Annotated in this window: 24 protein-coding genes; 5 read left to right on the top strand and 19 right to left on the bottom strand. The window is 70.2% G+C overall.

Annotated elements, in window-relative coordinates; translation table 11 throughout:
- The 17 genes from rplF to rpsJ form a co-directional block, all read right to left on the bottom strand.
- On the bottom strand, nucleotides 1-540 hold the full coding sequence (gene rplF, locus KWI83_RS15715; protein WP_218514975.1) for a 50S ribosomal protein L6: 540 nt from the start codon (nucleotides 538-540) through the stop codon (nucleotides 1-3).
- Between the two features lie 24 nt (nucleotides 541-564).
- Nucleotides 565-963, bottom strand: coding sequence for a 30S ribosomal protein S8 (gene rpsH, locus KWI83_RS15710; RefSeq protein ID WP_129799270.1), 399 nt, complete (start codon nucleotides 961-963; stop codon nucleotides 565-567).
- 214 nt (nucleotides 964-1,177) lie between these two features.
- Complete coding sequence (locus KWI83_RS15705; protein ID WP_003956452.1) at nucleotides 1,178-1,363, bottom strand: type Z 30S ribosomal protein S14; 186 nt, start codon at nucleotides 1,361-1,363, stop codon at nucleotides 1,178-1,180.
- Nucleotides 1,364-1,368: 5 nt separating this feature from the next.
- On the bottom strand, nucleotides 1,369-1,926 hold the full coding sequence (rplE, locus tag KWI83_RS15700; RefSeq protein WP_141309629.1) for a 50S ribosomal protein L5: 558 nt from the start codon (nucleotides 1,924-1,926) through the stop codon (nucleotides 1,369-1,371).
- Nucleotides 1,926-2,249: a 50S ribosomal protein L24 gene (gene rplX, locus KWI83_RS15695; RefSeq protein WP_218514974.1), complete on the bottom strand. Its 324-nt coding sequence runs from the start codon at nucleotides 2,247-2,249 to the stop codon at nucleotides 1,926-1,928. The genes rplE and rplX overlap by 1 nt, the downstream gene beginning before the upstream one ends.
- Before the next feature lie 2 nt (nucleotides 2,250-2,251).
- On the bottom strand, nucleotides 2,252-2,620 hold the full coding sequence (gene rplN, locus KWI83_RS15690; RefSeq protein WP_003998823.1) for a 50S ribosomal protein L14: 369 nt from the start codon (nucleotides 2,618-2,620) through the stop codon (nucleotides 2,252-2,254).
- Between the two features lie 257 nt (nucleotides 2,621-2,877).
- Nucleotides 2,878-3,165: a 30S ribosomal protein S17 gene (gene rpsQ / locus KWI83_RS15685; RefSeq protein WP_141309628.1), complete on the bottom strand. Its 288-nt coding sequence runs from the start codon at nucleotides 3,163-3,165 to the stop codon at nucleotides 2,878-2,880.
- A complete protein-coding gene (rpmC, locus tag KWI83_RS15680) occupies nucleotides 3,165-3,389 on the bottom strand; it encodes a 50S ribosomal protein L29 (RefSeq protein ID WP_007494763.1) in 225 nt (74 codons plus the stop codon). The genes rpsQ and rpmC overlap by 1 nt, the downstream gene beginning before the upstream one ends.
- Entirely contained in the window at nucleotides 3,389-3,808 is a 420-nt protein-coding gene (rplP, locus tag KWI83_RS15675; protein WP_093613754.1) for a 50S ribosomal protein L16, read from the bottom strand. The genes rpmC and rplP overlap by 1 nt, the downstream gene beginning before the upstream one ends.
- A gap of 3 nt (nucleotides 3,809-3,811) precedes the next feature.
- Nucleotides 3,812-4,645: a 30S ribosomal protein S3 gene (gene rpsC / locus KWI83_RS15670; protein ID WP_218514973.1), complete on the bottom strand. Its 834-nt coding sequence runs from the start codon at nucleotides 4,643-4,645 to the stop codon at nucleotides 3,812-3,814.
- Nucleotides 4,645-4,992, bottom strand: coding sequence for a 50S ribosomal protein L22 (gene rplV / locus KWI83_RS15665; RefSeq protein WP_006130776.1), 348 nt, complete (start codon nucleotides 4,990-4,992; stop codon nucleotides 4,645-4,647). The genes rpsC and rplV overlap by 1 nt, the downstream gene beginning before the upstream one ends.
- A 41-nt stretch (nucleotides 4,993-5,033) precedes the next feature.
- Nucleotides 5,034-5,315 (bottom strand): 30S ribosomal protein S19, encoded by a 282-nt coding sequence (rpsS, locus tag KWI83_RS15660; RefSeq protein ID WP_030233885.1) that lies wholly within the window; start codon nucleotides 5,313-5,315, stop codon nucleotides 5,034-5,036.
- A gap of 12 nt (nucleotides 5,316-5,327) precedes the next feature.
- Nucleotides 5,328-6,164 (bottom strand): 50S ribosomal protein L2, encoded by an 837-nt coding sequence (rplB, locus tag KWI83_RS15655; protein WP_171114344.1) that lies wholly within the window; start codon nucleotides 6,162-6,164, stop codon nucleotides 5,328-5,330.
- Between the two features lie 41 nt (nucleotides 6,165-6,205).
- The gene (gene rplW / locus KWI83_RS15650; RefSeq protein WP_218514972.1) at nucleotides 6,206-6,625 is read right to left on the bottom strand and encodes a 50S ribosomal protein L23; all 420 of its coding nucleotides are present in this window, start codon (nucleotides 6,623-6,625) and stop codon (nucleotides 6,206-6,208) included.
- Entirely contained in the window at nucleotides 6,625-7,293 is a 669-nt protein-coding gene (gene rplD, locus KWI83_RS15645; protein ID WP_218514971.1) for a 50S ribosomal protein L4, read from the bottom strand. Before rplD ends, rplW begins: the two co-directional genes overlap by 1 nt.
- Before the next feature lie 8 nt (nucleotides 7,294-7,301).
- Entirely contained in the window at nucleotides 7,302-7,946 is a 645-nt protein-coding gene (gene rplC / locus KWI83_RS15640) for a 50S ribosomal protein L3 (RefSeq protein WP_218514970.1), read from the bottom strand.
- Between the two features lie 16 nt (nucleotides 7,947-7,962).
- The gene (gene rpsJ / locus KWI83_RS15635) at nucleotides 7,963-8,271 is read right to left on the bottom strand and encodes a 30S ribosomal protein S10 (RefSeq protein ID WP_003948644.1); all 309 of its coding nucleotides are present in this window, start codon (nucleotides 8,269-8,271) and stop codon (nucleotides 7,963-7,965) included.
- Between the two features lie 419 nt (nucleotides 8,272-8,690).
- On the opposite strand from rpsJ, the gene KWI83_RS15630 reads away from it, so the two are divergent.
- Entirely contained in the window at nucleotides 8,691-9,224 is a 534-nt protein-coding gene (locus tag KWI83_RS15630; protein ID WP_218514969.1) for a YcxB family protein, read from the top strand.
- 24 nt (nucleotides 9,225-9,248) lie between these two features.
- Here the strand turns inward: KWI83_RS15630 and KWI83_RS15625 are convergent, their stop codons facing one another.
- Nucleotides 9,249-11,420: an MMPL family transporter gene (locus KWI83_RS15625; protein ID WP_218514968.1), complete on the bottom strand. Its 2,172-nt coding sequence runs from the start codon at nucleotides 11,418-11,420 to the stop codon at nucleotides 9,249-9,251.
- A gap of 377 nt (nucleotides 11,421-11,797) precedes the next feature.
- On the opposite strand from KWI83_RS15625, the gene KWI83_RS39980 reads away from it, so the two are divergent.
- Together KWI83_RS39980 and KWI83_RS15615 are read left to right on the top strand one after the other, a co-directional pair.
- Entirely contained in the window at nucleotides 11,798-13,060 is a 1,263-nt protein-coding gene (locus KWI83_RS39980; RefSeq protein ID WP_218514967.1) for a sensor histidine kinase, read from the top strand.
- On the top strand, nucleotides 13,057-13,734 hold the full coding sequence (locus KWI83_RS15615; RefSeq protein WP_218514966.1) for a response regulator transcription factor: 678 nt from the start codon (nucleotides 13,057-13,059) through the stop codon (nucleotides 13,732-13,734). Before KWI83_RS39980 ends, KWI83_RS15615 begins: the two co-directional genes overlap by 4 nt.
- 114 nt (nucleotides 13,735-13,848) lie before the next feature.
- On the opposite strand, the gene KWI83_RS15610 is transcribed toward KWI83_RS15615, so the two are convergent.
- Entirely contained in the window at nucleotides 13,849-14,565 is a 717-nt protein-coding gene (locus KWI83_RS15610; protein ID WP_218514965.1) for a YoaK family protein, read from the bottom strand.
- A 901-nt stretch (nucleotides 14,566-15,466) separates the two neighbouring features.
- Here KWI83_RS15610 and KWI83_RS15605 point away from each other — a divergent pair.
- The gene (locus tag KWI83_RS15605) at nucleotides 15,467-17,194 is read left to right on the top strand and encodes an NlpC/P60 family protein (protein WP_218514964.1); all 1,728 of its coding nucleotides are present in this window, start codon (nucleotides 15,467-15,469) and stop codon (nucleotides 17,192-17,194) included.
- Nucleotides 17,195-17,273: 79 nt separating this feature from the next.
- Nucleotides 17,274-18,248 carry a LysR family transcriptional regulator gene (locus tag KWI83_RS15600; RefSeq protein WP_218514963.1) on the top strand — a complete coding sequence of 325 codons (975 nt, stop codon included), beginning with the start codon at nucleotides 17,274-17,276 and terminating at the stop codon, nucleotides 18,246-18,248.
- Nucleotides 18,249-18,375: the final 127 nt, after the last annotated feature.

Raw genomic sequence — 18,375 nt, 5'->3', positions numbered from 1 at the left:
TTACTTACCCGCCTTTCCGACCTTGCGGCGGATGACTTCGCCCTCGTACTTGACGCCCTTGGCCTTGTACGGGTCGGGCTTGCGCAGCTTGCGGATGTTGGCCGCGACCTCGCCGACCTTCTGCTTGTCGATGCCCTCGACCGAGAAACGGGTCGGGGTCTCCACCTTGAAGGTGATGCCCTCGGGCGCCTCGACGGTGATCGGGTGGCTGTAGCCGAGCGCGAACTCCAGGTTCGAGCCCTTGGCCTGCACGCGGTAACCGACACCGCTGATTTCGAGCTTCTTCACGTAACCCTGGGTCACGCCGGTGATCATGTTCGCCACCAGCGTGCGGGACAGGCCGTGCAGGGCCTTGTTCTGACGCTCGTCGTTCGGGCGGGTCACCTGCAGGGTGCTGTCCTCGCCCTTGACGACCTCGATCGGTGCCGAGACGGTGTGGGTCAGCTCGCCCTTGGGGCCCTTGACCTTGACCGTACGGCCGTCGATGGTGACGTCCACGCCGGCGGGAACCGCGATGGGGAGCTTGCCGATGCGCGACATAGCTGTTTCCTCCGTTCCCTTCCGTTACCAGACGTAGGCGAGAACTTCTCCGCCTACGCCCTTCTTGCCGGCCTGCTTGTCGGTGAGGAGCCCGTGGGACGTGGAGATGATCGCCACGCCGAGGCCGCCGAGCACCTTCGGCAGGTTGGTGGACTTCGCGTACACCCGGAGACCGGGCTTGGAGATCCGCTTGATGCCCGCGATGGAGCGCTCACGGTTGGGGCCGAACTTCAGCTCCAGGACGAGGTTCTTGCCGACCTCGGCGTCCTCGACGCGCCAGCCCGTGATGAAGCCCTCCTGCTGGAGGATCTCCGCGATGTGCGACTTGATCTTCGAGTGCGGCATCGCCACGGTGTCGTGGTACGCCGAGTTCGCGTTCCGCAGACGCGTAAGCATGTCTGCGATCGGATCAGTCATGGTCATGAATTGGCCTTCGGCCTCTCTCGCCGGGGTTTCCTGGTGCGCCATCCCTCTCCCCGATCCGAGACGGGACGGGTGCGGCGCGGTGGACCTACGGCGTAGTAAGTCGTACGGGCGGCGACAGACGCCCAACCCCACAAGCCTAAGGTATGTGAGCTGGGCGTCTGACCGCCCCTAGATGCTTACCGAGAGCCTTGGGAATCCCTGATTACCGGGATTACCAGGAGCTCTTGGTCACGCCCGGCAGCTCGCCACGGTGAGCCATCTCACGAAGGCACACGCGGCACAGGCCGAACTTGCGGTACACGGAGTGCGGACGGCCGCAGCGCTGGCAGCGGGTGTACGCGCGCACACCGAACTTGGGCTTGCGAGCAGCCTTGGCAATCAGAGCCTTCTTCGCCATCTCGCTCACGCCTCCTTGAAGGGGAAGCCGAGGTGACGAAGGAGCGCGCGGCCCTCAGCGTCGTTGGTCGCCGTGGTGACCACGGTGATGTCCATACCCCGGACGCGGTCGATCTTGTCCTGGTCGATCTCGTGGAACATGACCTGCTCCGTGAGACCGAAGGTGTAGTTGCCACGGCCGTCGAACTGCTTGGGGGACAGGCCGCGGAAGTCGCGGATGCGCGGCAGCGCGAGCGACAGGGTGCGGTCCAAAAACTCCCACATGCGGTCGCCACGGAGCGTGACGTGGGCACCGATCGGCTGGCCCTCACGCAGCTTGAACTGCGCGATGGACTTGCGGGCCTTGGTGACGGCCGGCTTCTGACCGGTGATCGTGGTGAGGTCGCGGATGGCGCCCTCGATCAGCTTGGAGTCGCGGGCGGCGTCGCCCACACCCATGTTGACCACGATCTTGACGAGGCCCGGAACCTGCATGACGTTCTCGTACTTGAACTCGTCACGCAGCTTGCCGACGATCTCCTCGCGGTACTTCGTCTTCAGGCGCGGAGTGGTGGTGGTCGTCATCAGATGTCCTCACCCGTCCGCTTGGCAACGCGGATCTTGTTGCCCTCTTCGTCGAAGCGGTAGCCGACGCGGGTCACGACCTTCTTGCCGTCCTTCTCCACGATCAGCTGGACGTTGGAGACGTGGATCGGCGCCTCGGTCGTGACGATGCCACCGGCCTGCGAGCCGCGAGCCGTGGGACCGGCCTTGGTGTGCTTCTTGACCCGGTTGACACCCTCGACCAGGACGCGCTCCTCGCGCGGGTAAGCGGCAATGACCTTGCCCTGCTTGCCCTTGTCCTTGCCGGTGATGACCTGGACCAGGTCGCCCTTCTTGATCTTCATGCTCACAGCACCTCCGGCGCGAGGGAGATGATCTTCATGAACTTCTTCTCGCGCAGCTCACGGCCGACGGGGCCGAAGATACGGGTGCCGCGAGGGTCGCCGTCGTTCTTCAGAATGACGGCGGCGTTCTCGTCGAAGCGGATGTACGAGCCGTCCGGACGGCGGCGCTCCTTGACGGTGCGAACGATGACCGCCTTGACGACGTCACCCTTCTTCACGTTGCCACCGGGGATCGCGTCCTTGACGGTGGCGACGATGACGTCACCGATACCCGCGTAGCGGCGACCGGAGCCACCGAGCACACGGATGCAAAGGATCTCCTTCGCACCAGTGTTGTCGGCGACACGCAGTCGCGACTCCTGCTGGATCACGTCTATCTCCTGGTTGTCTGCCGGTTCCCGGGGCGCAGTCACACTTACACAGGTGACTCCGCCCCGAGCCTGGCGGAACTGTCCTGCGAGCGAATCCCGCAGGAATTACGGGGCCGCCCAGCGGGCTCCGTAAAACACTCGCGCTTCTCGCGCTGGTGATGTACGCAGCTCAGCCGGTTTCCCGTCTGGGGTCCGCACGTCGTTTCACGGACCCCAGCCGAGGCGGCGGTTCTGTCCTGCGGGAAGCCCCGCAGGGATTACTTGGCCTTCTCGAGGATCTCGACGACGCGCCAGCGCTTGGTCGCGGACAGCGGCCGGGTCTCCATCAGGAGGACGCGGTCGCCGACACCCGCGGCGTTCTGCTCGTCGTGCGCCTTGAGCTTGTTCGTACGGCGGATGACCTTGCCGTACAGGGCGTGCTTGACGCGGTCCTCGACGGCGACGACGACGGTCTTGTCCATCTTGTCGCTGACGACGTAGCCCTCACGGGTCTTGCGGAAGCCGCGCGCCTCAGTGTTCTGGTCAGTCACGTTGTTCTCGCTCATCAGGCGTTCTCCACCGTCTCAATGCCGAGCTCACGCTCACGCATGAGGGTGTAGATCCGGGCGATGTCCTTGCGGACCGCCTTCAGACGGCCGTGGTTCTCGAGCTGGCCCGTCGCCGCCTGGAAGCGGAGGTTGAACAGCTCTTCCTTGGCCTCGCGAAGCTTCGCCAGAAGCTCCTCGTTGCCCAGCTCGCGCAGCTCGGACGCCTTGGTACCGGCCGACATCACGCTTCACCTGCCTCGCGCTTGACGATCCGGCACTTCATCGGCAGCTTGTGGGCCGCACGCGTCAGCGCCTCACGGGCGATCTTCTCGTTGGGGTACGACAGCTCGAACATCACGCGTCCGGGCTTGACGTTGGCGACCCACCACTCCGGCGAACCCTTACCGGAACCCATGCGGGTCTCGGCCGGCTTCTTGGTGAGCGGGCGGTCGGGGTAGATGTTGATCCAGACCTTGCCGCCACGCTTGATGTGACGGGTCATGGCGATACGAGCCGCCTCGATCTGGCGGTTCGTCACGTACGCCGGGGTCAGCGCCTGGATGCCGTACTCGCCGAACGCAACCTGCGTCCCACCCTTGGACATACCGCTGCGCTTCGGGTGGTGCTGCTTGCGGTGCTTGACCCTACGGGGGATCAGCATGGGTCAGCTCTCCTTTCCAGCAGCGCTGGGCTCGGCGGCGGCACCCGCGGGCGTCTCGGCCGTCTGGGCCTCGGCCGCCGCGGCGGACTGCTGCGGCTTGCGACCGCGCCGCTCGCCACCGCGGCCACCACGGGCCGGGCGGTCGGAACCGCCACCGCGGGCCGGGCGGTTGCCCGCACGGGCGGCGGCGTTCTCGGCGCGGACCTCGGCGATGTTCTTGACGTCGCCCTTGTAGATCCAGACCTTCACACCGATGCGGCCGAAGGTCGTCTTGGCCTCGAAGAAGCCGTAGTCCACGTTCGCGCGGAGCGTGTGCAGGGGCACCCGGCCCTCGCGGTAGAACTCCGAGCGGGACATCTCGGCGCCGCCGAGACGGCCACCGCACTGGATCTTGATGCCCTTGGCGCCCGCCTTCATCGCCGACTGCATGCTCTTGCGCATGGCACGGCGGAAGGAGACGCGGGAGGACAGCTGCTCGGCGACGGCCTGGGCCACCAGCTGAGCGTCCGTCTCCGGGTTCTTGACCTCGAGGATGTTCAGCTGGACCTGCTTGCCGGTCAGCTTCTCCAGGTCACCGCGGATGCGGTCGGCCTCGGCGCCGCGGCGGCCGATGACGATGCCCGGGCGAGCGGTGTGGATGTCGACGCGGACGCGGTCACGGGTGCGCTCGATCTCCACCTTGGAAATACCGGCGCGCTCCATGCCGGACGTCATCATCCGACGGATGGCGACGTCTTCCTTGACGTAGTCCTTGTACAGCTTGTCGGCGTACCAGCGCGACTTGAAGTCGGTGGTGACACCGAGCCGGAACCCGTGCGGGTTTACCTTCTGGCCCATTACCGGGTTCCTTCCTTGCTGCTGACGACCACGGTGATGTGGCTGGTCCGCTTGCGGATCCGGTAGGCACGGCCCTGGGCGCGCGGACGGAACCGCTTCAGGGTCGGGCCCTCGTCGACGTAGGCCTCGGAGATGAAGAGGCTGTCGACATCGGTGTGGTCGTAGTTGTGCGCGGCGTTGGCGATGGCGCTGTCGAGCACCTTGCCCACCGGAACCGAGGCAGCCTGCGGAGCGAATCGCAGGACCGCCTGGGCCTCCGTGGCGTCCATGCCACGGATGAGGTCCACCACGCGGCGGGCCTTCATGGGCGTGACGCGGATGTACCGCGCCTGGGCCCTGGCTTCCATGGTTGTCCCTTCAGTTACTTACTGTCTGTTGCGATCCGCGCCTAGCGGCGCTTCGACTTCCGGTCTTCCTTGACGTGGCCCCGGAAGGTGCGCGTCGGCGAGAACTCGCCGAGCTTGTGGCCGACCATCGACTCGGTGACGAACACCGGGATGTGGGTCTTGCCGTTGTGCACCGCGAGCGTGTGGCCGAGCATGGCCGGCACGATCATCGAGCGACGGGACCAGGTCTTGATGACGTTCTTGGTGCCGGCTTCGTTCTGGGCGTCCACCTTCTTCATCAGGTGGTCGTCGACGAAGGGCCCCTTCTTCAAGCTACGAGGCATCTCAACCCGTCCTTAGCGCTTCTTGTTCGTCTTGCGGCGGCGGACGATGTACTTGTTCGACGCCTTCTTGGGCGAACGAGTACGGCCTTCCTTCTTGCCCCACGGGGAAACCGGGTGGCGGCCACCGGAGGTACGGCCCTCACCACCACCGTGCGGGTGGTCGACCGGGTTCATGACCACACCACGCACGGTCGGGCGAACGCCCAGCCAGCGCTTGCGGCCGGCCTTACCCCAGTTGATGTTCGACTGCTCGGCGTTGCCGACCTCGCCGACGGTGGCGCGGCAGCGCACGTCGACCAGGCGGATCTCTCCGGACGGCATGCGCAGGTGGGCCATGGAGCCCTCCTTCGCGAGCAGCTGCACGGAGGCACCGGCGGAGCGGGCGAACTTGGCACCGCCACCGGGACGGAGCTCGATCGCGTGGATCGTGGTACCGACCGGGATGTTGCGGAGGGCCAGGTTGTTGCCCGGCTTGATGTCGGCCCCGGGACCGTTCTCGATGCGGTCGCCCTGCTGCAGGCCGCGCGGCGCGAGGATGTAGCGCTTCTCGCCGTCGGCGTAGTGCAGCAGCGCGATACGCGCGGTGCGGTTGGGGTCGTACTCGATGTGCGCGACCTTCGCCGGCACGCCGTCCTTGTCGTGACGACGGAAGTCGATCACGCGGTAGGCGCGCTTGTGTCCGCCACCCTGGTGGCGAACGGTCACACGACCGGAATTGTTACGGCCGCCCTTGCTGTGCAGGGGACGGACCAGCGACTTCTCCGGCGTGGACCGCGTGACCTCGACGAAGTCGGCGACGCTGGCGCCACGACGGCCAGGAGTCGTCGGCTTGTACTTGCGGATACCCATTTCTCAGTCCTCGTCCGATATCGAACGATCCGGACCTCCGGTCAGGAGGTCGGACCGCCGAAGATGTCGATACGGTCGCCCTCGGCGAGGGTCACGATCGCGCGCTTGGTGGCGGCGCGCTGGCCGAAGCCGGTGCGGGTCCGCTTGCGCTTGCCCTGGCGGTTGATCGTGTTGACCCCGGTGACCTTGACCTGGAAGACCGACTGCACGGCCTCCTTGATCTGGGTCTTGTTGGCCCGCGGGTCGACGACGAACGTGTACTTGTTCTCGTCGAGCAGCGCGTAGCTCTTCTCGGAGACGACCGGCTTCAGCAGGACGTCACGGGGGTCCGTGTACGACTTGCTCAGCGGCGTCTCGACGGTGTTCTTGCCCTCGGTGGCGTGGCGACGCGCCTTGGCGACGCGAGCGGCCTTGGCGGCCTTGGCGGCCTTCGAGGCAATGGCGGGGTGACGGATAGCCATCAGGCCTCGCTCCCTTCGGTGTCATTGCTCCGCTCGGCGGAAGGCGCGCCGGACACGAAGGACTCGAAAGCGGCCTTGGTGAAGACCACGTCGTCCGAGACGAGAACGTCGTACGTGTTCAGCTGGCCCGGCTCCAGGATGTGGACCTGGGGCAGGTTGCGGGCGGACAGCCACGCGGCCTCGTCGGCGCGGTCGACGACCAGGAGCAGGTTCTTGCGCTCCGAGATCTTGCCGAACAGCGTCCTGGCGGCCTTCGTCGACGGGGTCTCGCCCTCGACGACGCCGGAGACGACGTGGATGCGGTTGTGGCGGGCCCGGTCGGTGAGGGCGTGCCGCAGGGCGGCCGCCTTCATCTTCTTCGGGGTCCGCTGCGAGTAGTCGCGCGGCACGGGACCGTGCACGACGCCACCACCGGCGAACTGCGGCGCGCGGGTCGAACCCTGACGGGCGCGACCGGTGCCCTTCTGGCGGTACGGCTTCTTGCCACCGCCGCGGACCTCGCCACGGGTCTTGGTCTTGTGCGTGCCCTGACGGGCGGCGGCCAGCTGTGCGACGACGACCTGGTGGATCAGCGGAATGCTGACCTTCTCAACGTCGAAGATCTCCGCGGGGAGCTCGACGGTACCGGCCTTGTCGCCCGCCGGCGAAAGGATGTCAACAGTGCTCATCGGTTACCTCAGGCCCCCTTGGCCGCGGTGCGGACCAGGACGAGGCCGCCGTTCGGACCGGGAACCGCGCCCTTGATGAGCAGCAGACCCTTCTCCGCGTCAACGGCGTGGACGGTCAGGTTCTGGGTGGTGACCCGCTCGTTGCCCATGCGACCCGCCATGCGGAGGCCCTTGAACACACGGCCCGGGGTGGCGCAGCCACCGATGGAACCGGGGGAGCGGTGCTTGCGCTGGGTGCCGTGTCCGGCGCCGAGGCCACCGAAGTTGTGGCGCTTCATGACACCGGCGAAGCCCTTGCCCTTGCTCTTGCCGGTCACGTCGACCTTGACGCCGGCCTCGAACACCTCAGCGGTGATCTCCTGGCCGAGCGTGTACTCGGAGGCGTCCGACGTGCGGATCTCGACGAGGTGACGACGGGGGGTGACGTCGGCCTTGGCGAAGTGGCCCTTGAGGGGCTTGTTCACCTTGCGCGGGTCGATCTCGCCGAAGGCGATCTGGACGGACTCGTAGCCGTCGACGTCGTTCGTGCGGACCTGGGTGACGACGTTGGGCCCGGCCTTGACGACGGTGACCGGAACAACACGGTTGTTCTCGTCCCACACCTGCGTCATACCGAGCTTCTCGCCCAGGATGCCCTTGATCTGCTTAGCCATCTTCAGATCACCGGCCTCAGAGCTTGATCTCGATGTCGACGCCGGCCGGGAGGTCGAGTCGCATCAGAGAGTCAACGGTCTTGGGGGTCGGGTCGAGGATGTCGATCAGGCGCTTGTGCGTGCGCATCTCGAAGTGCTCGCGCGAGTCCTTGTACTTGTGCGGCGACTTGATGACGCAGTACACGTTCTTCTCAGTGGGCAGCGGCACCGGGCCCGCGACCGACGCACCGGTACGGGTCACCGTCTCGACGATCTTCTTCGCCGAGGAGTCGATGACCTCGTGGTCGTAGGCCTTGAGCCGGATGCGGATCTTCTGTCCCGCCATGGCTACTTCGTAGTCCTGTCTCTCTACAGCTCTGGAACCCGGTGTTCCCTTGCTCTCCTCCGACCCACGCGGTCGGGCGTGTCGCACTCCCGCTGACACGGATGTCCCTTGTCCGAACATCCCCGCGGGATTGCACACGGCCCTGCCGAACCGTGAACCGGGGGCGAGAAGCCCACCGGGCGCCTGGCCGGTGCCGCGCCCACGCTTCCCGGAAGATTCCCGTACGTCCGCCCCTGATCAGGGACGACGAGTACTGTGGGACTCGCTTCCGGTCCTCCCGGCGGGAGGCGCGCAGCATCAACACTCGACCGAGCAACTCGGACAGTCTGCCATATGGGGCGGGGGGCTGGCCAATCGAGCCGGAGAGAATACCCCGGGGGTGACGCAGGTCAAACTCCGATGGCGACTACGCTCCTGCCATGGACGACACCCCGAGACAGAGCCCCGCGGACCAGGCGGTCGAACTGCGGGGCGAGACGACTCTGGCGGACCTGGTGGAAGCGCTGCGCCTGCGCTCGCGCTGGAACAGCGACGCCTGGTGGAAGCCCCTTCTGGGAACGTCCGCGGTGGTGGTCTGCCTGGCGGTGGTCCTTCCGTCCGGGCTGCGGCCGGTGGCGTGGATGCTGCTGGCCCCGCTGGTGGGAACGCTGCTGGGCTCGCTCTACGACAGGATGCGCCTGCGCCGCCGGGCGGGGATGCTCCTTCGCTGGGACGAGTCGCAGCGGCCGTACACGATCCGCATGGACGACGAGGGCATACACACCCGGACGCCCGTCTCGACGGCCACCCACCACTGGCACGGTTTCCGGGACTGTCGGGAGACCCCCGGCCTGTTCGTGCTGTCGCTCGACGACACGGTGGGCGGCATGTGCGTGCTGCCGAAGCGGGCCGTGCGGGACGCCGCCGACGTGGACCGGATCCGGGAGCTGGCCGGCCGCCACTTGACGCGGTGACCGGCCACGGGCCCGCGGTGGACCTCAGCCGCTCCGGGGACCGGTGGGAGCGAGCGCGGTCTCGGCCGGTGGCGGTGGGGCAGCCGGGCCCTCCGTGCCGATGCGGGGCAGCCGCCGGTCGAGGGCGCGGGGGAGCCACCAGGCGGCGCGGCCCAGCAGGGCCATGGCCGCGGGGACCAGCACCATGCGGACGATCGTGGCGTCGAGCACGATAGCGGTCGCCAGGCCCAGGCCCATCATCTTGACCAGCGGCGACGGGTTGGCGACGAAGCTGAGGAAGACCACCGTCATGATCAGCGCGGCGGAGGTGATCACGCGGCCGGTGACCGCCATGCCGCGCGCCACCGACTCGGCCGGGTCGCCCGTGGCGTCGTACTCCTCCCGCACCCGGGACAGCAGGAACACCTCGTAGTCCATGGAGAGGCCGAAGAGGACCGCGAAGAAGATCGTCGGCAGGGGCGAGGCGATCGGCAGGGTCTCGTCGAGGTGGAACAGGCCCCCGAGCCAGCCCCACTGGAAGACGGCCACCACGACCCCGTACGCGCCACCGATGGACAGCAGGTTCATCACGGCCGCCTTCAGCGGCACCGCGACGGAGCGGAACACCAGCATCAGCAGCAGGCACGACACCAGGATGATCGCGGCGATGAACAGCGGCAGGGTGTGGGTGAGCTGGCGGGTGAGGTCGTCGGTCATGGCGGTGAGGCCGGAGACGGCGACGTTGTCGGGCACCGCGTCGCGGACGCGTGCGAGGGTGGCGGAGGTCGCGGCGTCCGCCGGGGCCGTGGTGGGGAGGGCGGGCAGGACGACGGTGTCCCCCGCCGCGGACGTCCGGGGCTCGCCGACCGACGCGATGCCGGGGTCGGCGGCCAGGCTCCGGGACAGCTCGGGGATGCCTTCGGCGTCCACGCCGGGGCCGCGCAGGTCGGCGACGATCAGCAGCGGGGCGTTGAAGCCGGGCCCGAAGCCCTCGGCCAGCAGGTCGTAGGCGCGGCGGTGCGTGGTGGTGGTCGCGTCGTCGCCCGCGTCGGGGAAGCCGGTCTCCATGCGCAGCGCGGGGGCGGCCAGGGCGAGCAGCACCGCGGACGCGGCGATCAGGTGGCGCCACGGCCGGGCGGAGACGCGGTGCGCGAACCGCCACCACACCGTGTTCTCAGGGTTCTTCGTGCGACGGGTCCGGGAGACCCGGCGGCGCCTGTGGTGGATGCGGTCGCCCAGCAGGGACAGCAGCGCGGGCAGCAGCGTCAGGGCGGTCGCGACGGCGAACAGCACGACCAGCGAGGTGCTCAGGCCGATCGAGGTCAGAAAGCCCAGACCGGTCAGTGCCAGCGCGGCCATCGCCACGACGACGGTGCTGCCGGCGAACAGGACGGCCGCGCCGGACGACGCCATGGCGTTCGACAGCGCGGTGGCGGCGTCCTGTCCGGCCGTACGGTTCTCCCGGCAGCGGGCGACGATGAACAGGGCGTAGTCGATGCCGACGCCGAGGCCGATCATCGCGCCGATCGTGGGGGCGGCGGTGGAGACGTCCATGGCGTGGGCCAGCAGCGTGATGCTGCCCAGGCCGGCGGCGACGGCGACCAGCGCGAGCGCGATCGGGACCAGCGCGACGACGATCGTGCCGAACGCGACCACCAGGACGACCAGCGCGGCCAGCAGGCCCGCCGCCTCGGCGCCCGAGGTCGGTGTCTCGGCGTTGATGAAGACGGTGTCGCCGCCGAGTTCGGCGACGAGACCGGCGTCGCGTGCGGGCTCGATCGCGCCGTCCAGTGCGTCGATCTGCTCGGGGTTCACGTCCATCGGCGGTAGGGCGAAGGCGACGTGGGCGAAGCCGATCCGCCCGTCCTGCGAGACCGTGCCCGCGCGGAAGGGGTCGGTGACCGTGGCGACGTGCTCCACGTCGGCGATCCGGGCCACCGCCGCCTCGACGGCGGGCCGGTGGCGCTCTATCCGGTCCCCCTCCGGGGCGGCGAAAACGGCCATGGCCGTGCCACCGGACGCTTCGGGGAAGCGCTCCTCCAGGAGTTCCATCGCCTCCTCGCTCTGACTGCCGGGGGCGACGAGATCGTCGGCGAACGCGCCGCCGGCCACCCCGGCCAGCGGCAGTACGAGGGCCAGGGCGGCCACCCAGGCGGCGATGGTCACCCACGGTCGGCGGGCGCTCGCGTCGCCGATACGGCGTGTGAGTCGCTTCATGGCTGAGGCTCCTGTGGGACGGGGGCTGGGACGGGTGCCGACCAGCGGGGGGGGTTCGGTCGGGCGCGGGTGGGCGGCCGACCGGCGGCGCTGGTCGGCGACCGGCGGCGACCGGCACGAGGCTTGAGCGGTTCCGTCGGCAAGAGGCTTGAGCGGTTCCATCGTGGGCGCCGGCACCGGCGCGGTCTCCCGCCGCCCGATGGGTTCGAAGCTCCCCCGCGCGGCGGGAGGAACAGGACGCCTGCTCCGCCCGGCGACGGAGGACCACGTCCGTCCGCAGGCGGGTGACGGTGTCTCGGAGCCGGACTTACGATGACGTGCCCGGTGCGCCCCGACGGCCCGCGCCTGGGCACCGGACGCCTCTGGTGGGAGCGACGATGAACCGCACGGTGCCGCATGCCGAGACTCCGGGCCGCCGTGTGCCGGGCCGGTTCCGCGGCCCGTTCACCCGCTGGCCGCGCACCGCGGACGCCGTCCTCGCGACCGCGATGTTCCTGGCGGCGGTGGTCCTGGAGGACGCTCCCGGGGACGCGATGGCCGTACGCCCGCTCACCCGCGTCCTCTCCCCCGCCCTGCCGCTCTTCGTGGTGGCGGGCGCGGCGCTCTACCGGCGTCGGCGCAGCCCCGTCGCGGTCCTGTGGGTGACGCTCGCCGCATGGGCCCCGACGCTGGGCAGCAGCTACTCCACGATGGGCGGCATCGTGATCGTCGCGCTGTACGCCGTCGGGCGGCACACCGACGACACCCGGTGGGGACCGCTCGGCGTCGTCGCCGCCGTCGCCGCGGTCACCGTCGACGGCCTGCTGCGCCCCGTCCCGTGGGGGGACATCGGCTTCGGCGCCGTCGTCATGTCCGGGGCCTGGTACCTCGGTCGCCGGCTGCGGCTACGGGCGGGGCGTGCCGCCCGGCTGCGCCAGGAGCAGGTCGCCGAGGCACGGCGGATCGTGACCGAGGAGCGCTCTCACATCGCCCGGGAGCTGCACGACGTGGTCGCCCACCGGGTGAGCATGATGACCGTGCAGGCCGGGGCGGCCCGGATGGTGGCCGCCGAGGATCCGCGGGGCGCCCTGGAGGCGATGGCGGCGGTGGAGGAAGCGGGACGCCAGGCACTGGACGAACTGCGGCACCTGCTGGGAGTGTTGCGGCCGGAGGCGGAGGGCGACGGTCTGGGCCCCCAGCCGGGCCTGGCCGATCTGCCCCGGCTCGTGGCCGAGGTCCGCGAGGCGGGTCTGGACGTCACGGTCACGGACGGCGTCCGGGCGCCGCTGCCGGCCCGCGTGGATCTCTCGGCGTACCGCATCGTCCAGGAGGCGCTGACCAACGTGCTCAAGCACAGCGGACCGGGCACCCGCACCGAGGTGCGTCTGCGCGGCGAGGGCGACGGCCTCACCATCGAGATCCTGGACGACGGCCGCGGCGCCGCAGTCCGGTCGATGTCGGGCGCCCACGGGGGCATGCCCGGCCATGGCATCGTCGGTATGCGGGAGAGAGCAGTCCTGCTCGGCGGCGGCCTCGACGCCGGGCCCCGTCCCGGCGGCGGATTTCGGCTCACCGCCCGGCTTCCCGTCACGGGAGAGCCTGTCACGGGAGAGCCCGTCACGGGGACACCCAGGGGAGAGCCCAAGGGAGAGCCCCGGTGAGCATCCGTGTCGTCGTGGCCGACGACCAGGCGCTGGTACGGCGGGGCTTCGCGATGATCCTCCGGGTCCACCCGGACATCGAGGTGGTGGCCGAGGCGGGCACCGGCGTGGAGGCGGTCGACGCGGCGCGCCTGCACCGCCCGGACGTCATCCTCATGGACATCCGCATGCCCGAGATGGACGGCCTCGAAGCGACGTCGCGAATCCTTCAGGAGGCCGACTGGGGCCCCCGAGTGCTGATCCTGACCACGTTCGACCCGGACGAGTACGTCTACAAGGCGCTGCGCTCCGGCGCCAGCGCGTTCGTCCTGAAGGACATTCCGCCCGAGCAACTGGCCACCGCCGTACGTACCGTGGCCGAGGGCGGGACGCTGCTGGCCCCGTCGATCACCCGGCGCTTCATCGACCGCTTCGCCCCGCGCCAGGTCGCCAACACCGCCGTCGCGGGCCGGCTGGAACGGCTCACGGGCCGCGAGCGCGAGATCATGACCGCCGTCGCCCGAGGCGCGAGCAACGCGGAGATCGCCGAGCAACTCGTCATCGGCGCCGCCACGGTCAAGTCGCATGTGTCGAACATCCTCACCAAGCTCGGGCTGCGCGACCGCATCCAGATCGTGATCTTCGCCTACGAGAGCGGCCTCGTCGAAGCGGGCGACCACGACGTCGGTCACTGATCCGGTACGCCACGAACTCGGCGGTGCCGCCGACGCCTTGCCCCAGGGACGGCCAAGGCCCGCGCCCTGCTGGAGCAGGCCGCGGATGCAGCAGGCCACGAAAGCCGGAGCACCTCACCCCGGCTCCGACGTCCGCTCCCGCGGCGCCGCCCAGAACACCAGGCCCAGCAGCAGCACCAGCGCGGCGGGCACCAGCAGGACCACCGCCGGACGCACCGCCTCATGGAGCAGCCAGCCCCCCAGAAGGCCGCCCGCGAACATCGCGCCGACCGAGGCGAGGCGGCGGCCCTCGCGGAGAAGGCCCGAGCCGATGCGGGTGTCGGGGACCGGGGACAGGCCGCTGAGGAGGGCGGTCAGGGCACGGGTGGACAGGGTGGTGGGCACGTCCGGGACCGGCACCCGCAGGGTGGTGACGTTGCGTACGCCCATGGCCGCGGCCACCAGGGCGATCACGGCGAAGTGGTGACCGGTGGGGGCTACGTCCGGTTCGTCGACGCCGGTGCGCCAGGCGACCAGAGCGCCGAGTCCCAGCAGCAGCGCCTCGACGATCAGGCCGGGCACGAACCAGCGGCGGCCGTGGGTGTCCACGATCGACTCGAACCGGGAGCCGAACAGCGCGCCCACCGCGAAAGCGGCGCAGGAGATCCCGGCCGCGACCGGGGAGAGGCCGGGCGCGCCGGTGAGCGCGAAGCCGAGGAAGAGGAGGTTCCCGGTCTGCACCGCCGTGAACACCGGGCCCAGCACGAGAAAGCTGACGGCCTCGATCACGCCGGTCGTCAGCGTGAGCACCACCATGACCGAGGTGAGGGCGACGCCCGCCCTGGGCTTCATGCGGGGACCCTCTTCATAACGGGGACCCTAAACCGCGACCGATCCGCCCACCCGCCACTGCCGCGCGCCACTACGCCGATCAGGTACGGCGCCCGCACAGCATCCGCCAGGCACCATTGCCCGCCCCGGCCCACAGCCACCAGGCACGCCGATCCCCTGGCCAGCACCCCTGACCCCACCAACCGCCCCGCCCACAACCCCGGCGACCCCCAACGGCCCCGGCAGCAACATCCGCCAGGCACCGCTACCCACAGCCGCCCCACAGCCACCACGCACTCCAGCCCCGGGGACGCACCCCTGACGCCACCGACCACCTCGCCCCACAGCTCCGGCGACCCCCAACCGCCCCGGCCGCCCAACCACCAGGTACGCCGATCCCCTGGCCCGCACCCCTGACCCCACCAACCGCCTCAGCCCACAGCCCCGGCGACCCCCAACGGCCCCGGCAGCAACATCCACCCGGCACCGCTACCCACACCCACCCCAGAGCCACCACACCCCAGTCCCCGGGCCAGCACCCCTCACGCCACCAGCCGCCCGGTGCCGGGAGCCCCGGTGAACCGCCCGGGCAGCAACATCCGCCAGGCACCGCTACCCACCGACCCCACAGCCACCACACACCCCAGCTCCCCGGCCAGCACCCCTGACGCCACCGACCACCCCGGCCCACAGCCCCGGCGCCCCAACCGCCCCGGCCCACAGCCACCAGGCACCGCCACTCACACCGGCCCCACAGCCACAAACACCGCCAGCCCACACCCCCAGCCACAAGACACCACCCCACCCCGGGCCCCACACCCACCGGCCGCCGCCCGCCCCACCAGCTCCCGCCCCCGCCCTCGCCCCCGCCCCTCAGCGGACGGCTATCTTCCGCCGCCCGCCTGCCCCGATCATGGTCGGCATGTCGATCACCTCCCGGCGCAGCCTGCTCGCCGTCTTCGCGGCCTCCGCCGCCTCCGTCCCCTTCAGTGGCCTGGCCGCCGCTCCGGCGCGCGCCGCCGGGTCGGTGCACGCCGTCGAGCCGTTCGCCGCTTCCGCCGGTCTCACCTCGGCCCGCTCCTCGGTGACGCTGCCGCCGCTGAACGCCTCCTACTTCACGCAGGTGACCCTGAGCACACCGCTCACCGCGACCGTGCTGCCGGGCACCCCGGCCCGCACCGAGGTCACCTCGGGCGGCCGCCGCGTCGCCCTGCTGACCCACGGGGCCCGGACCGTCGTACTGCCCGGCCCGGAGCGGACCTTCACGGAGAACAAGAAGCCCTTCGCCGACGACTTCCAGCGCACGCTGGCGGACACCTGGGGCAGCTCCCCCGGCGGCGGAAGCTGGTCCACCCTCGGGCCCGCCGACACGGACTACTCGGTAGCGCCCGGCACCGGCGTCATCGCCCTCACCACCGACTACGCCAGCCGCCACGCCAGCGTCCGGGACGGGGAGATCACGGACGTGGACGTCCGGTCCGTGGCCCGGTTCGACAAGGTGCCCACCGGGCAGGCCTGCTCCTACGCGCTGTCCTTCGGCTACCAGGACACCCACAACAACTACCGGGCCCGGCTGTCCTTCACCACCGGCGGCGACGTCCAGCTGCGGGTGGAGAAGGAGGTCGCCGACGCGGTCACCCAGCTGACGTCCGCCACCACCCTCGCCACCGACGTGCCGGCGGGCACCGACTGGACGATCCGGGTCCGCCGCGAGGGCACCCGTATCCGGGTCAAGGCCTGGCGCTCGGCCACCACGGAACCGTCCGCCTGGGCCGTCGACGTCACCGACACCGCCTTCGGCAAGGGACGCGTCGGCCTGCGCGCGCTCGCCAACGACGGCTGCACCAACCTGCCGGTCAGACTGCTCGTCAGTCACTTCGAGGTGAGCGCCGCGAACTGGGCGACGCCGCCCACCGTCACCCACGGCGACTGGGTGCGCGTACTGCCGGAGCCCTTCGACGGCACCTGGACCCCGGAGCTCGAAGGGATCGTGCGCGGCTGGTCCGGCTCCACCGCGCCGGACGTCCTCGCCCACGCGGCGATGTTCCTCGCCGGTGCGCCCGCCGTCGTCGCCGGTTCCGGACCGGCCGAGGACAAGCAGGTCCTGGGCGAGTCCGGGTACGGCTACCTGGACCCGCAGGGCTACCGCTACGAGGGCGCCGACTTCCACGAGTACATGAACCTCGGCTGGACCTTCCCCGACGGCGCCTACACGGGCCCGTCCAGCAAGCAGGTCGGCAACCTGGACTGCTCGGGCTACACGCGGATGGTGTACGGCTACCACATGGGCGTACCGATGGCCGCGGGCCAGGACACCTCCGGCACGCGGATACCCCGCAAGTCCCGCGACATGGCCGAGTACGCCCCCGGCGTACGCATCGCCCGCACCGACGGCACGAACCCGCCCGCCGCACCCCTGCTCCAGCCCGGCGACCTGGTCCTCTTCAACGCCGACTCGGGCGACGACAACGCGACGGTCACGGTGGACCACGTCGGCATCTACCTCGGCAAGGACACAACAGGCAGACGCCGCTTCCTCTCCAGCCGCAAGACGGTCAACGGCCCGACCATGTCCGACCTGGGCGGCGCGTCACTTCTGGACGGCACGGGCCTCTACGCCACCACGCTGCACACGGTCCACCGCATCTGACCCTGCGGGCGCACGGTCGGCCCCAACTGGTCTGTACCAACCCCTTGCTCCCGCCCCTCCCCCGCCGCAAGCTCGGCTCATGGAGCTGGAGTTGCGGCATCTCAAGACGGTCCGGGCCATTGCCGACGCCGGGAGTCTCACCAGGGCGGCGACGGCGCTCGGGCTTGCACAGCCTGCGTTGAGCGCACAGCTCAAGCGCATCGAACGGGCCCTGGGGGGTGAGTTGTTCGAGCGTGGTCGGCATGGAGTGCGGGCCACGGCGCTCGGCGAGCTGGTACTGGAGCGCGCCCGTGTCGTGCTGCCCGCGGTGACCGGACTGCAGCAGGAGGCGGCGCGGTTCGCCCGCTCCCCGCGCCCCACGGCCTGCTTACGGCTGGGCGGCACCCACGGTCCGCTGCTCGGCGCGCTGGTGGACCGGCTGGCGGACGTGGTGCCCGACACCCGCGTGACGACCTGTACCTCCTGGTCCGAGCGGCAGTTGGCCGAACTGCTCACCGAGGGGCGGCTGGACTTCGCGCTCGCCGGGACCTGCGGGTCGGCGGCCCCGCCCGGCGCCGAGGAACTGCTCTGGCAGGAAGTCGCCGTGGACCCGGTGTTCGTCATGGTCCCCGAGGGGCATGCCGTCGCCGCCGCGCACGAGGTCGCGCTGACCGAACTGGCCGACGAGGAGTGGGCGTGCGTGCCCGGCGACGGGTGTTTCGGGGACTGCTTCACGGCCTCCTGCGCGCGTGCCGGGTTCGCACCGCGCCGGATGTACGAGACGGACACCTCGTCCCTCGTCCATCTGGTGCAGGTGGGACGGGCGGTGGGGTTGTGCCGGGCGACGTTCCCGACCACGCCGGGGATCGTCACCCGACCGCTGCGCGGCACGCCGCTGACCTGGCGGCACCTGCTCGGCCGGCATGCGGTGGCGCAGTACACGGATAACAGGGATGACGCAGACAACGCCGCCACCGCCGCCACCGTTCTCGCGCAGGCCCGCAGGGCGCACGCGGGCGTGGCGGCGCGCAGCGAGAGCTACACCGAGTGGCTGGCGTCGCGGCGCGTGCCCTGACGCGTGTGCCACAACGTCTTCCACACCGCCCTCCACACCGCCTTCCATAACGCCGGGGAGAGGGTCAACCGACGTCTTATGTACGCCTGTTGTCCCTCCCTACGGTTTCGGCACTCCCCACCGAGCG

The organism is Streptomyces sp. TRM70350 (genome assembly GCF_019219825.1).
Taxonomy (GTDB): domain Bacteria; phylum Actinomycetota; class Actinomycetes; order Streptomycetales; family Streptomycetaceae; genus Streptomyces.
Note: the sequence above shows the minus strand (reverse complement) of the source record. Positions and strands in the feature narration are given on the sequence as shown.